The following is a 13,428-nucleotide window of genomic DNA, read 5'->3' as shown; positions in this document are numbered from 1 at the left end:
CCGGTTACTGGTTGAGGCGTTTGTCGATCAGGCCCTGTACCACGCTTGGGTCGGCCAGGGTCGAGGTATCGCCCAGGTTTTCCAGCTCGTTGCAGGCGATTTTGCGCAGTATACGCCGCATGATCTTGCCTGAGCGCGTCTTGGGTAGCGCTGGCGCCCACTGAATCAGCTCAGGCTTGGCGAAACTGCCGATTTCCTTGCTGACCAGGGCAAACAGCTCGGCCTTGAGTGCGTCATCCGGCGACACGCCATTCATGGTCGTGACGAAGGCGTAGACGCCCTGGCCCTTGAGGTCGTGGGGGTAGCCGACCACTGCGGCTTCCGCCACGCTGTCATGCAGCACCAGTGCGCTTTCTACTTCCGCGGTGCCGATGCGGTGCCCGGAAACGTTGATCACATCGTCGATGCGCCCGGTGATCCAGTAGTCGCCATCGGCGTCGCGGCGGGCACCGTCGCCGGTGAAGTAGTAGCCGGGCAAAGGCTTGAAGTAGGTGTCGACCATCCGCTGGTGGTCGCCGTAGACACTGCGGATCTGCCCGGGCCAGCTGGCCTTGATTGCCAGCAGGCCGGCGCCGGGGCCTTCGATCAGTTTGCCTTTTTCATCCAGTAGCACCGGTTGCACGCCGAACATTGGCTGGGTGGCGCAGCCGGGTTTGAGCGACTGCGTGCCGGGCAGTGGGGTGAGCATGATGCCGCCGGTTTCGGTCTGCCACCAGGTATCCACAATCGGGCAGCGCTTCTGCCCGACCTCCTCGAAATACCATTCCCAGGCTTCCGGGTTGATCGGCTCACCGACGCTGCCCAGCAGGCGCAGGCTTTTGCGCGAGGTGCTCTGCAGCGGCGCAGAGCCCTCGCGCATCAGTGCGCGCAGGGCAGTCGGGGCGGTGTAGAAGATGTTCACCTGGTGCTTGTCCACCACCTGCCAGAAGCGCGAGGTGTCCGGGTAGTTGGGCACGCCTTCGAACATCAGCGAGATTGCGCCATTGGCCAGCGGGCCGTAGACGATGTAGCTGTGGCCGGTCACCCAGCCGACATCGGCGGTGCACCAGAACACCTCGCCGTCACGATAATCGAACACCACCTTGAAGGTCATCGTTGCCTGCAGCAGGTAGCCGGCGGTGGTATGCAGCACCCCTTTGGGTTTGCCGGTACTGCCGGAGGTGTAGAGGATGAACAGCGGGTCTTCGGCTTCCATCGGCTCAGGAGGGCAGTCGTCGCCGGCGGCCTCCGTCGCTTCGTGGTACCAGAGGTCGCGGCCCTCGGCCCAGGCCACATCGCCGCCAGTGCGGCGCACCACCAATACACTACTGACCGCTGGGCAGTTGGCCAGGGCCTTGTCGACATTCTGTTTCAGCGGGATGCGCTTACCGCCACGCACACCTTCATCGGCAGTGATCACGGTGCGGCAGTCGGCATCGAGAATTCGGTCACGCAGGGCATCGGGGGAGAAACCGCCGAACACCACCGAGTGGATGGCGCCGATGCGGGTGCAGGCAAGCATGGCGAAGGCGGCCTCGGGGATCATTGGCATGTAGATGCACACCCGATCGCCTTTCTTCACACCACGCGCTTTCATTGCATTGGCCAGGCGGCAGACCTGACGGTGCAGTTCGCGGTAGGTGATGGCCTTGGAGTCCTTGGGGTCGTCGCCCTCCCACAGCAAGGCCGTTTGCTCGCCGCGCTGGGCCAGATGACGGTCGATGCAGTTGTAGCTGACGTTGAGTTGCGCACCGTCGAACCAGCGGGCCTTGCCGGTCTTGAGATCGCATTGCTGCACGCTCGACCAGGGCTTGATCCAGTCCAGGCGTTTGGCTTGTTCGGCCCAGAACGTGTCAGGGTCTTCGACCGACTGGCTGTAGAGGCGGCGGTAGTCTTCGGGGGTGAGGGCGGCGGACTGGCTGACGGCCAGGGCCTGGGGGTATTTGCGGATATCGAACATGGCGGGTGGTCCTGCTCTTGTAAGGGGCGATGGACTGCAACGGCTATTCGATAAGACAGTGTAGCTGGGAGCGGTGTTCAACCTGGGCAGGCCTCTTCGCGGGCTTGGCCGCTCCCATAGGTACTGCACAGTCGTCGAGGGCTGTGTTGTACCTGTGGGAGCGGGCAAGCCCGCGAAGAGGCCGGCGAAGGTATCAAATCACCCGCGGTGACGGCCGCGGAAGTAGTTGATCAGGCCCTGGGTAGAACCGTCTTCGGCGCTGTCTTCCAGGCTACCGACCAAGCGCTGGTAGACGCCCTTGCCCAGTTCCTTGCCCAGCTCGACGCCCCACTGGTCGAAGGCGTTGATACCCCAGATAACGCTCTGGACGAACACCTTGTGCTCGTACATGGCCACCAGCGCGCCCAGGCGGCGCGGGCTGATGCGCTCGACCACCAACGTGTTGCTCGGGCGGTTACCCGGGATCACCTTGTGCGGGGCCAGCTTTTCGATGTCCGCTTCGTTGAGGCCTTTGCCGCGCAATTCGGCTTCGGCTTCCTCGCGGGTTTTGCCCAGCATCAGCGCCTGGCTCTGCGACAGGCAGTTGGCGTACAGCCACTGGTGGTGGTCGGCCACCGGGTTGAAGCTCACCACCGGCACGATGAAGTCGGCCGGAATCAGCTGGGTGCCCTGGTGCAGCAACTGGTGGTAGGCGTGCTGGCCGTTGCAACCCACGCCGCCCCAGATTACCGGCCCGGTGTCGGTCTTCACCGGGGTACCGTCTTGCAGCACGCTCTTGCCGTTGGATTCCATGTCCAACTGCTGCAGGTGCTTGGTGATGTTGCGCAGGTAGTGGTCGTACGGCAGGATCGCGTGGCTGTTCGCGTCCCAGAAGTTGCCATACCACACGCCCAGCAGAGCCAGTAGCACCGGCATGTTCTTGTCGAACGGTGCGGTCTGGAAGTGCTGGTCCATGGTGTAGGCACCGGACAGCAGTTCCTTGAAGTTGGCAGTGCCGATGGCCAGGGCGATCGGCAGGCCGATGGCCGACCACAGCGAGTAGCGCCCGCCCACCCAGTCCCACATCGGGAAGATGTTTTCTTCGCGGATACCGAACGCTACAGCAGCGGCCTTGTTGCTGGAAACTGCAATGAAGTGGCGGTACAGCTCGGCTTCCGAGCCGCCTTGGGCCAGGTACCAGGTCCGCGCGGCCATGGCGTTTTTCAGCGTCTCGAGCGTATTGAACGACTTCGACGAGACGATGAACAAGGTGGTTTCGGCGCGCAGGTTGGCCGACAGTTCGTGGAACTCACTGCCGTCGATGTTGGCCAGGTAATGGCAGCGTACGCCGCGCTGGGCGTAGGGTAGCAGCGCTTCGGACACCAGCTCGGGGCCAAGGAACGAACCGCCAATACCAATGTTGACCACGTCGGTGATCGGCTTTTCGCTGTAGCCGCGCCACAGGCCATCGTGAATGCGGCCGACCAGTTCGGTAATCTGGTTGAGCACCTTGTGCACTTCCGGCATGACGTTCACGCCGTTGACACTGAGTTTGTCACCTACAGGCCGGCGCAAGGCGGTGTGCAGCACCGGGCGGCCTTCGGAGGCATTGATGATCTCACCACCGAACATCGACTTGATGGCGTCCTGCAGGCCCACTTCATTGGCCAGGTTGACCAGCAGATCGCGGCTTTGCTCGGTGATCAGGTTTTTCGAGTAGTCGAGGAACAGGCCGCAAGCGCTAAGGGAAAACTGGTCGAAGCGCTTGGCATCGGCGGCGAAGGCTTCGCGCATGCTGAAGCTTTGCATGGCGTCGCGGTGTTTCTGAAGCGCCTGCCAGGCGGGCAGGGCCGTCACATCGTGGGGTGTACGGTAATACGCCATTGCGCGGGGGTCCCTTGGTGCGTGGTGAGGGCTTGGACACGGCAGTCATTGCCGGGTTCAGGCTGGCATCATTATAGGCAAAGGCCACGCGCTGGGAATGGGTATGGCAGGGGGATTTTGGGGGACTTTGTAAGCAAATCCGCTCCTGCAGGTGAATATAGGAGCGGGCTTGCCCGCGAATGGGCTGCAGGCAGCCCAAGGCCATTATGCGGTCTTCTCTTCCACATGCAGGTAGAGGTTGTCGATCAACCGCGTGTTACCCAGGTAAGCCGCCGCAATCACCACCAGGTCTCGATCATCGATCACTGCCGGGCGCAGGCTTACGGCATGGCGTACTTCCAGGTAATCCGGGCGGAAACCCGCTGCGCTCAGTTGTGCCTGGCCTTCAGCGACCAGCGCGGCAAAATCCCGCTGGCCACGGCCGATGCCCACTGCGATGTGTTGCAGCGTGCGGTACAGCGCTGGCGCAGCAGCACGCTGCTCTGGCGTGAGGTAACCATTGCGCGATGACAGCGCAAGGCCATCCTCGGCACGCACAGTGGGTTCGCCGATGATCTGGATCGGCATGTTCAGGTCGCGCACCATGGCACGGATCACCGCCAGCTGCTGATAGTCCTTTTCGCCGAACACGGCGAGGTCTGGCTGGACCATGTTGAACAGCTTGTTCACTACGGTGGCCACACCCTCGAAGTGCCCAGGCCGGCTGGCGCCGCACAGGCCTTCGGAAAGCTGGGGCACGCTGACACGGGTTTGCACGCTCATGCCGTCGGGGTACATCTCTTCCACGGTGGGCGCGAACAGCAGGTTGCAGCCGGCCTGCACCAGGCGCTCCTGGTCGGCTGCCAGGGTGCGTGGATATTTGTCGAGGTCTTCGTTGGCGCCAAATTGCAGCGGGTTGACGAAGATGCTGGCGACCACGAAATCGGCGCGCTGCGCAGCCTTGGATACCAAGGCTGCGTGGCCGCTGTGCAGGTTGCCCATGGTCGGCACGAAACCGATGCGTTTGCCTTCACCGCGAGCGCGGGCCACTGCCGCGCGCAGTTCGCGGACGGTCTTGACTGTATTCATGCACTGAACCCGTGTTCGCTGCCTGGGAAACTGACTTGCTTGACTGCCTCGACGTAAGCGACGAGGGCACTGTGGATATCCGGTTGGCCCTGCATGAAGTTCTTCACGAACTTCGGTACCCGGCCGCTCAGCGACAGGCCGAGCATGTCGTGCAGTACCAGTACCTGGCCATCGGTGGCGCTGCCGGCGCCAATGCCGATTACCGGGATGCCTACGGCGTTGGTGATTTCCGCCGCCAGTTCGCTGGGGACGCATTCGAGCAGCAGCATGGCCGCACCGGCCTGTTCCAGGGCAATGGCGTCGGCGCGCATCTGCCGGGCCTGGGCTTCCTGGCGGCCCTGCACTTTGTAGCCGCCCAGCACGTTGACGGTTTGCGGGGTCAGGCCCATGTGCGCGCACACTGGCACACCACGTTCGGCCAGCAAGCGGATGGTTTCGGCCAGCCAGGCTGCGCCTTCGATCTTGACCATGTGGGCGCCGGCCTGCATCAGTGTGGCGCTGTTGGCAAAGGCCTGCTCCGGCGTGGCGTGGGCCATGAACGGCAGGTCGGTGAGGATCAGCGCGCCGTCGTTGCCGCGTTTGACGCTGGCGGTGTGGTAGGCCATTTCCGCCGTGGTGACCGGCAAGGTGCTGTCGTGGCCCTGCAGGACCATCCCCAGTGAGTCGCCCACCAGCAACACTTCAACGCCGGCCTGGCTGGCAGCCTTGGCGAAGGTCGCGTCGTAGCAGGTCAGCATGGTGATTTTTTCACCCTTGGCCTTGAGGCCGTTAAGGGTGGTAAGGGTTACTTCAGGCATGTAGGAAATTCCTCGTTCAGGCGCTGTAAAAAACGACTGCATTCAACGCGTGTAGTCATCTTCCGGAGCGGCACATCATCGCGCGTGATGTTCGGGCACAGGTCCGTCCGGGCCTAAATACGGGTATGCGGCACTTTGGTGCCACACGGGACGCCTATAGTCGTGAGCGAGGTGTGGGAAGTCAATCACCCTGTTACCGCATTGTTACGATCAGGGTGTTACTGGCGTTACCGAGGTGGCAATGCAGGCTGGAACGCCCGGTTTACAGGCGTTCCAGGCCGACGAACGGGCATTCGTCGAGCAGTTGCGCGAGGGCGCGGCCATCGGCCAGGCGGAAATCGCCCGGTACCAGTTCGGCCAACGGATACAGCACGAAGGGGCGGGCATGCATGTGGTAATGCGGCACTTTCAGGCGTGGCTGGTCGAGCACCTGGTCACCGAACAGCAGGATGTCCAAATCCAGCGTGCGCGGGCCCCAGCGCTCTTTGCGCACGCGGCCCTGGTCGTTTTCGATGGCCTGCAGCGCATCGAGCAATGCCAGTGGTGCCAGGGCGGTGTCCAAGGCGGCGACAGCATTGGTGTAGCGCGGTTGGCCGGGCAGCAGCGAATCGCTGGTATACAGGGCCGAGGCGGCTACCAGGCGCGTGGCTTCGACCTGGTCCAGCGCCTGAAAGGCGCTACGCAGCTGCTCGGCAGGTGCGTCCAGGTTGCTGCCCAGACCTACGTAGGCGCGAATGGTCACTCGAACGCCTCGTCGCCACTGCGCTTGCGTTTGCTGCCGCTGCGCTTGCGTTTGCGCGGGCCGGCGCTTTCGTCGCGGCTGCCAAGCTCACGGATCATCTCGCGGCGCTCGCTGTCGTTTGCGTCCTGGTAATCGGTCCACCACTGGCCCAGGTCGTCGGTTTCTTCCCCGGCGCTTTCACGCAGCAGCAGGAAGTCGTAACCGGCGCGGAAACGCGGGTTGTCCAGCAGCATGTCGGCGCGTTTGCCGCTGCGGCGCGGCAGGCGCTCCTGCATGTCCCAGATTTCGCGGATCGGCAGGGTGAAACGCTTGGGGATGGCAATGCGCGCGCACTGCTCGGCGATCAGGTCGTGGGCCGCACCGTTCATGGCCGGGATCGGCGGTACGCCCTGGTTCTGCAGGTGCAGCACACGGGCCGGCAGAGCTGGCCAGAGCAGAGCCGCAAACAGGAAGGCTGGCGTCACCGGCTTGCCCTGCTTCACGCGCAGGTCGGTGTTGTTCAGCGCCTGGCTGATCAGCGTGTGGGTGTAGGTCGGCCGCTCGTCCAGCGCGTGGGCACTGGCCGGGAACAGCGGTTCGAACAACTCCAGATCGACCAGCATTTCGAAGGCCATGGCACCTTGGCCGCTGAGGAACAGCTTGAGGCATTCCTCGAACAGGCGTGCGGGTGGAATCTCGCGCAGCATCGGGGCCAGACCGCGAATCGGCAGGAAGGTGTGCTTTTCGATGCCAAAGTCGAGCTTGGCAGCAAAACGCACCGCGCGCAGCATGCGCACCGGGTCTTCCTGGTAGCGGTGGGTCGGGTCTCCGATCAGCCGCAGCAGGCGATTGCGCACGTCGTGCACACCGTTGGCGTAATCGAGAATGCGTTCGCTGACCGGATCGTAGTACAGGGCGTTGATGGTGAAGTCGCGGCGTTGCGCGTCCTCTTCCAGGGTGCCGTACACGTTGTCTCGCAGAATGCGACCACTGGCGTTATGCGACGAACGGTGGGCATCGCCCTGATCGCCCTCGGAGTGGTGGGCGCGGAAGGTGGCGACTTCAATGATCTCACGGCCGAAATGCACATGGACCAATTTGAAGCGGCGACCAATGATGCGGGCGTTGCGGAACTCGGCACGGACCTGTTCGGGGGTGGCGCTGGTGGCCACGTCGAAGTCCTTCGGCGTAATGCCCAGCATCAGGTCGCGGACACAGCCACCGACCAGGTAAGCCTGGTAGCCGGCGCTTTGCAGGCGCTCCACGATGTTGACCGCATGACGGCTGAACTGGTGGCGCTGCAGCGAATGCTGGCTCTTGTTGATCACCTCGGGCGTGGTGCGCCTGTGGTGCGGGCCCGGTACGGGCGGGCGGAAAGACTGGAACAGCTTCTTCAGCATGGGATGCACTGTGTGAAGGAATGTTCGGCCAAGAATAGGAGAATGGCCGCATGATGGGCGGGGATTCTAGCATTTACTCGGGGAATGGTGTAGGCGGGTAGCAGGATGCCTGCCAGAAGGGTAGAAATGACAAGGGGAGCCTAAGCTCCCCAAGAAGTCATTGCGTGCTCTTATTGTTTTTTTGCTGGGCTTCTTGTTTTTGTTGAGTGCCCTGTCCACAAATCTCGAAGCTTGTGGACGACCCCCAAACCGGGGGTAAAGAGCAAACGGATTGCTTTGGCCGCTGATGACACGTTGATCTGTCGATCCAACCAGTTCAGGCGCTGCTTTTTAGTGCAGTTTTTGTTGTTCTCTGCCTGGTTGTGGGGCAAGCCCCAAACACGCATCCTCTCCAAAAGAATCAGTTAGCTGCGCCTCCGCCGTCTTGTTTTTATTGTGCGTGAGCCGTTTCGTCTTGTTCTTATTCTGAGTTGCAGTGCTTGTTATTGTTCTTGTACCAAACATATAGCAGGTGCCGTGCCAACTTTTCAAAACCCAATAAAATCAAGGGTTTGAGCAGGTTTCGCAATTTTCGGAAGGTCGAAAATGTCGGAATTTCGTTACCGTACGCCTCGGGGGCTGTTACGGCGGAAAGCGTGGGTAACAGATTTTTACGGGAGGTGATGTGTTACCTGGGGTGTTCCCAGGCCAGATGTGTTCGCCACACCCCGTTCAGCGCCTGTGCCATTGGCGCGCATCCCCCTCGGTGCACGACAGGATATTGAAGGGGACACACAAGGGGCCGCGCGCCAATGGCTCAGGATTGATTGGCCCGAAACAGATGTAGGAGCGAGCTTCGCTCGCGATGCGCCGCGTGGGCGGCGCTCGATCTCACAGGCGCCGCACTTGCTGCGGTGAACACTGGGCAGGTTGAATTACTCGCTGGTAGCGTTGCTCTTGCGTCGTGGTATGCCCAGGCGTTGGCGGCGTTCCCACAGGCACTTGCGGCTGACGCCGAGCTTGCGTGCCAGTTCGGTCTCGGTCATGTGGTCCTGGTGCTCAAGCACGAAGTGCTGGAAGTAGTCTTCCAGCGACAGGTCCTCGGTCGGCTCGTGGCTCGCGTTGGCCGCGCCGGCCACCACCAGGGCATTGTCGAGGAGTTCGTCCTCTTCCAGATCGCTCAGTTCGATGTCGATGCCCAGCAGCTCGGCGGAAATTTCTGCGCTCTCGCTGAGGATCACCGCGCGCTCCACGGCGTTTTCCAGTTCACGCACGTTACCGGGCCAACTGTAGTGACGAATGGCTTGCTCGGCCTCGGCCGAGAAGTGCAAGTCGTCGCGGCCGATGCGAGCGCTCTGGCGGGCGAGGAAGACGCTGGCGATCTCGTTGACGTCGCTGCCACGCTCGCGCAGTGCTGGCAGCTTCAGGGCGATCACGTGCAGGCGGTAATACAAGTCTTCACGGAACTGGCCGGCCTTGGCCAGGTTTTTCAGGTCGCGGTGGGTCGCGGCAATCAGGCGCACATCGACCTTTTGCGACTGCACCGAACCTACCCGGCGAATTTCGCCTTCCTGCAGCACACGTAGCAGGCGTGCCTGGGCTTCGAGCGGCAGTTCGCCAATTTCATCGAGGAACAGCGTACCGCCATCGGCGGCTTCCACCAAGCCGGCGCGCCCGGCGCTGGCGCCAGTGAAAGCGCCTTTTTCGTGGCCGAACAGTTCGGATTCGATCAGTGTTTCGGGGATGGCCGCGCAGTTCACCGAGATCATCGGTGCCTTGGCCCGGCGAGACAGGTTGTGCAGGGCGCGGGCCACCAGCTCTTTACCGGTGCCCGACTCGCCCTGGATCAGCACATTGGAGTCGGTAGGGGCGACTTTGCGGATCTTGCTGTACATGTCCTGCATGGGCTGGCACGAGCCGATGATGCCGATTTCGCCATTGGCCGTTGCCGCGCTGCCTTTGTCGGAGGCTGCAACCTTGCCATTGCTGGCGCGTGGCTCGGCAGGCGGTGCAGCAGCCGGGGCGTTCTGCCGGTCACGCAGAATACGCGCCACTGCCTGCAGCATCTCGTCATGGTCGAAGGGCTTGGCGATGTAGTCCACCGCGCCCATTTTCATCGAGTCCACCGCTGAGCGCAGGCTGGCGTAACTGGTCATGATCAGCACCGGGGTGCCCTGGCCGAGCTTGATCAGCTCGGTGCCGGGCGCACCTGGCAGGCGCAGGTCGCTGACGATGAGGTCGAAAGTGGCAATGCTGAAGCGTTCCTGGGCTTCCTGCACCGAGCCGGCCTCGCTGACCTGGTACTGGTTCCGCTCAAGTAGACGACGCAGGGCCGAGCGGATGATGGTTTCGTCTTCGACGATCAGAATGTGCGGCATTGATTCAATTCTCTCGACGGTCTCGAATTTCAGGGGACGTCGCTACGACATGCCGGGGCAGGGTCACGCGGATCCGGGTGCCTCGTTGCCGTTCGATATCGGCCGGGCTGTCGATGGTGATTTGCCCATAATGCTCTTCCACGATGGAATAGACCAGAGCGAGCCCCAGTCCGGTTCCTTCGCCCGGGTCCTTGGTGGTGAAGAAGGGCTCGAACAGGCGGTCCATGATGTTCTTCGGAATCCCGCTGCCTTCGTCTTCGACGATCAGGTCGACGGTGTGCTCGCTAACCTCGCTGCGCACGCGTACGGCGCTGCCGGGCGGCGAGGCGTCGCGGGCGTTGGAGAGCAGGTTGATCAGCACCTGGGCCAGGCGCTGCGGGTCGCCTTCAGCCCAATGGTCCGGGTCGCAAAGGTTGAAGAACTGTACTTCGAAATTGCGCCGGTTCAACGCCAGCAGACCGATGGCATCTTGTGCCACTTCGGCCAGGCACACGGGCTCCTCGCTGTTCTGGTGGCTGCCGCCGGCATGGGCAAAGCTCATCAGCGACTGGACGATGCGCGATACGCGCTTGGTCTGGTCAAGGATCTGGCTGGACAACTCGATGATTTCGCCATCGTCTTCGCGTTCCTCGCGCAGGTTTTGCGCCAGGCAGGCGATGCCGGTGATCGGGTTACCGATCTCGTGGGCCACGCCGGCGGCCAGGCGGCCGATGCTGGCCAGGCGCTCGGAGTGCACCAGCTTGTCTTCCAGTGCCTGGGTTTCGGTAAGGTCTTCCACCAGCAGTACCAACCCGCTGTTACCGGGGGCCAGTGGCTCGTCGATGGCTGCCTTGTGCAGGTTCAGCCAGCGCGGCTGGCCATCCAGTGCCAGGCGCTGCTTGTGCAGATGCTCGTCGGGCACGTTGATGAAGCCTTGCAGCAGGCCGCGCCAAGGCTCATCAATGGTGACCAGGCGCGAGCCGACCACATGCTTGGCGGCAATGCCGGTGAGCTCTTCCATGGCCTTGTTCCACATCAGGATTTCCTGGTCCTTGGCCAGTGAGCAGACGCCCATGGGCAACTCCTGCAGGGTCTGGCGATGGTAGCGGCGCAAGGCATCGAGTTCGGCGGCCAGCCCGGTCAGGCGCGAGTGGTAGTCCTCCAGGCGGCTTTCGATGAAGTGAATGTCTTCGGTCACGTAGTTTTCGTTACCGGACTTGTACGGCAGGAAAGTCTCGACCATGTCCTGAGCCACGCTCGGCCCCATCAGGCCGGACAGGTTGGCTTCGATGCGGTCGCGCAGGCGGCGCAGGGCATAGGGGCGGCGTTCGTCGAACGGCAGGTAGAGGTCGCGCAGTGCTTGCTCCACTTCCTTTTGCGCGGCCTTGGCGCCCAGCGGCTTGGCCAGCTGGGTGGCGAATTCCTGCGGCGAGGCGGCGTGCAGCTCGCGGCGCTGTGGGCGGCGCACGTTATCCACGGCACAGGCTTCGGCCGCGCTGACCTCTTCGTTGCTGGCGTTGGTGAACAGCGAGATCAGGGTGAACAGCAGCACGTTGGCCGCCAGCGAGGCGATGGCTGCCATGTGCCAGCTGGTGTCGTCCAGCACATAGATCATGTCCAGCAGCGGGATGTAGAAGCCCTGCAAATTGCCGAGAAGCGGCAGCAGCATGGTCACCATCCACACCAGGGTGCCGGCCAGCAGCCCGGCGATGAAACCGCGGCGGTTGGCGGTTGGCCAGTAGAGCACCGACAGCACCCCAGGCAGGAACTGCAAGGTGGCGACGAACGCGACGATGCCCAGGTTTGCAAGGCTCTGGTGGTAGTTCTGGCTCAGGTAGAACATGAACCCGGCGGTGATGATGGCGACGATCAGTGCACGGCGGGTCCACTTCAGCCACCGGTAGATGTTGCCTTCGGCCGGGGGCTGGTAAAGCGGCAGCACCAGGTGGTTCAGGGCCATGCCCGACAGCGCCAGGGTGGTGACGATGATCAGGCCGCTGGCTGCCGACAGGCCGCCAATGTAGGCCAGCAGTGCCAATGCCTGGTTGTTGGCGGCGATGCCCAGGCCCAGGGTGAAGTACTCGGGGTTGGTGCTGGCGCCCAGGCGCAGGCCGGCCCACAGCACCAGCGGCACGGCAAGGCTCATCAGCAGCAGGAACAGCGGCAGGCCCCAGCTGGCGCTGACCAGCGAGCGCGGGTTGAGGTTTTCGGTAAAGGCCATGTGGTACATGTGCGGCATGACGATGGCCGATGCAAAGAACACCAGCAGCAGGGTGCGCCATGGGCCTTCCTGCAGGGGGGTGTGCAGGGCGGCGAGGGCGGTCTGGTTCTGCAACAGCCAGACTTCCAGTTCGTGCGGGCCGCCGAATACGCCATACAAGGCATACAGGCCAATACCGCCCAGGGCCAGCAGCTTGATCACCGACTCGAAGGCGATGGCGAAAACCAACCCCTCATGCTTTTCGCGCGTGGCGATGTGCCGCGAGCCGAAGAAGATGGTGAACAGAATGATCAGCGTGCAAAAGGCAAAGGCCACCCGGGCCTTGACCGGCTCACCGGTAAGGATGCTGATCGAGTCGGCCACCGCCTGGATCTGCAGGGCCAGCAACGGCAGCACGCCAATCAGCATGATGATGGTGGTCAAGGCCCCGGCCCACGTGCTGCGGAAGCGGAAGGCCAGCAGGTCGGCCAGCGATGACAGCTGATAGGTGCGGGTGATCTTGAGGATCGGGTAGAGCAGCACCGGCGCCAGCAGGAATGCGCCAGACACCCCCAGGTAACAGGCAAGGAAGCCGTAGCCATACTGGTAGGCCAGGCCAACCGAGCCATAGAAGGCCCAGGCACTGGCATAAACGCCCAGCGAAAGGGTGTAGGTAAGTGGGTGGCGAATGATCGAACGCGGGATCAGCCCGCGCTCGCTGATCCAGGCCACGCCGAACAGCACCATGAGGTACCCGGCGCTGATCAGGATCATCTGGGTCAGGCTAAAGCTCATCGGCATCTCGTTGGCTCTGCAGGATGAAGGTGACGACGATCAGGATCAGCCAGAGCAGGTAGGGGCGGTACCAGGCTCCGGTCGGTTCGATCCACCAGTCCATGATGGCCGGGGAGAACAGATAGATCCCCACGACCAGAAGCAGGACCAAACGATAGATGTACATGCTGGCCTCGATGGTTGGGCGCTGCGGGCTTGAACTTATTATTGGCGCAAATGGCAGGGGGGATGCTAGCGGGAATCCACAGCGTTAGCCAAGGGTTTGAATTTACTGGGCTTTTGTTTTTGAGAGGAGGAATGAATGTGCCG

General features: G+C 62.5%; 9 protein-coding genes. All 9 read right to left on the bottom strand.

The genetic code is table 11. From position 1 onward, the window contains the following. Positions 1 to 4: 4 nt before the first annotated feature. The 9 genes from acs to ACF8EA_RS11205 all read right to left on the bottom strand — a co-directional run bounded on the left by acs (position 5) and on the right by ACF8EA_RS11205 (position 13,285). Entirely contained in the window at positions 5 to 1,939 is a 1,935-nt protein-coding gene (gene acs, locus ACF8EA_RS11245; RefSeq protein WP_392522049.1) for an acetate--CoA ligase, read from the bottom strand. A gap of 198 nt (positions 1,940 to 2,137) precedes the next feature. Next, on the bottom strand, positions 2,138 to 3,802 hold the full coding sequence (gene pgi / locus ACF8EA_RS11240; protein ID WP_021784791.1) for a glucose-6-phosphate isomerase: 1,665 nt from the start codon (positions 3,800 to 3,802) through the stop codon (positions 2,138 to 2,140). A gap of 204 nt (positions 3,803 to 4,006) precedes the next feature. Then, positions 4,007 to 4,870, bottom strand: a complete 864-nt coding sequence (gene panC / locus ACF8EA_RS11235) for a pantoate--beta-alanine ligase (protein ID WP_021784790.1) — start codon at positions 4,868 to 4,870, stop codon at positions 4,007 to 4,009. Next, positions 4,867 to 5,667, bottom strand: a complete 801-nt coding sequence (gene panB, locus ACF8EA_RS11230; protein WP_003249992.1) for a 3-methyl-2-oxobutanoate hydroxymethyltransferase — start codon at positions 5,665 to 5,667, stop codon at positions 4,867 to 4,869. The genes panC and panB overlap by 4 nt, the downstream gene beginning before the upstream one ends. Positions 5,668 to 5,929: 262 nt before the next feature. Beyond that, positions 5,930 to 6,409 carry a 2-amino-4-hydroxy-6-hydroxymethyldihydropteridine diphosphokinase gene (folK, locus tag ACF8EA_RS11225; RefSeq protein ID WP_104887044.1) on the bottom strand — a complete coding sequence of 160 codons (480 nt, stop codon included), beginning with the start codon at positions 6,407 to 6,409 and terminating at the stop codon, positions 5,930 to 5,932. Then, on the bottom strand, positions 6,406 to 7,788 hold the full coding sequence (locus ACF8EA_RS11220) for a polynucleotide adenylyltransferase PcnB (RefSeq protein ID WP_021784787.1): 1,383 nt from the start codon (positions 7,786 to 7,788) through the stop codon (positions 6,406 to 6,408). Before ACF8EA_RS11220 ends, folK begins: the two co-directional genes overlap by 4 nt. A gap of 914 nt (positions 7,789 to 8,702) precedes the next feature. Continuing rightward, a complete protein-coding gene (locus ACF8EA_RS11215) occupies positions 8,703 to 10,145 on the bottom strand; it encodes a sigma-54-dependent transcriptional regulator (RefSeq protein WP_392522047.1) in 1,443 nt (480 codons plus the stop codon). Positions 10,146 to 10,149: 4 nt separating this feature from the next. Beyond that, positions 10,150 to 13,125, bottom strand: coding sequence for a sensor histidine kinase (locus ACF8EA_RS11210; protein WP_252460777.1), 2,976 nt, complete (start codon positions 13,123 to 13,125; stop codon positions 10,150 to 10,152). After that, on the bottom strand, positions 13,109 to 13,285 hold the full coding sequence (locus ACF8EA_RS11205) for a hypothetical protein (RefSeq protein ID WP_003250005.1): 177 nt from the start codon (positions 13,283 to 13,285) through the stop codon (positions 13,109 to 13,111). Before ACF8EA_RS11205 ends, ACF8EA_RS11210 begins: the two co-directional genes overlap by 17 nt. Between the last annotated feature and the right edge of the window lie 143 nt (positions 13,286 to 13,428).

The sequence above is a fragment of the Pseudomonas sp. YQ_5 genome, from assembly GCF_043103305.1.
Classification (GTDB): Bacteria; Pseudomonadota; Gammaproteobacteria; order Pseudomonadales; family Pseudomonadaceae; genus Aquipseudomonas; species Aquipseudomonas putida_Y.
This window is presented reverse-complemented; position numbering and strand designations above follow the sequence as displayed.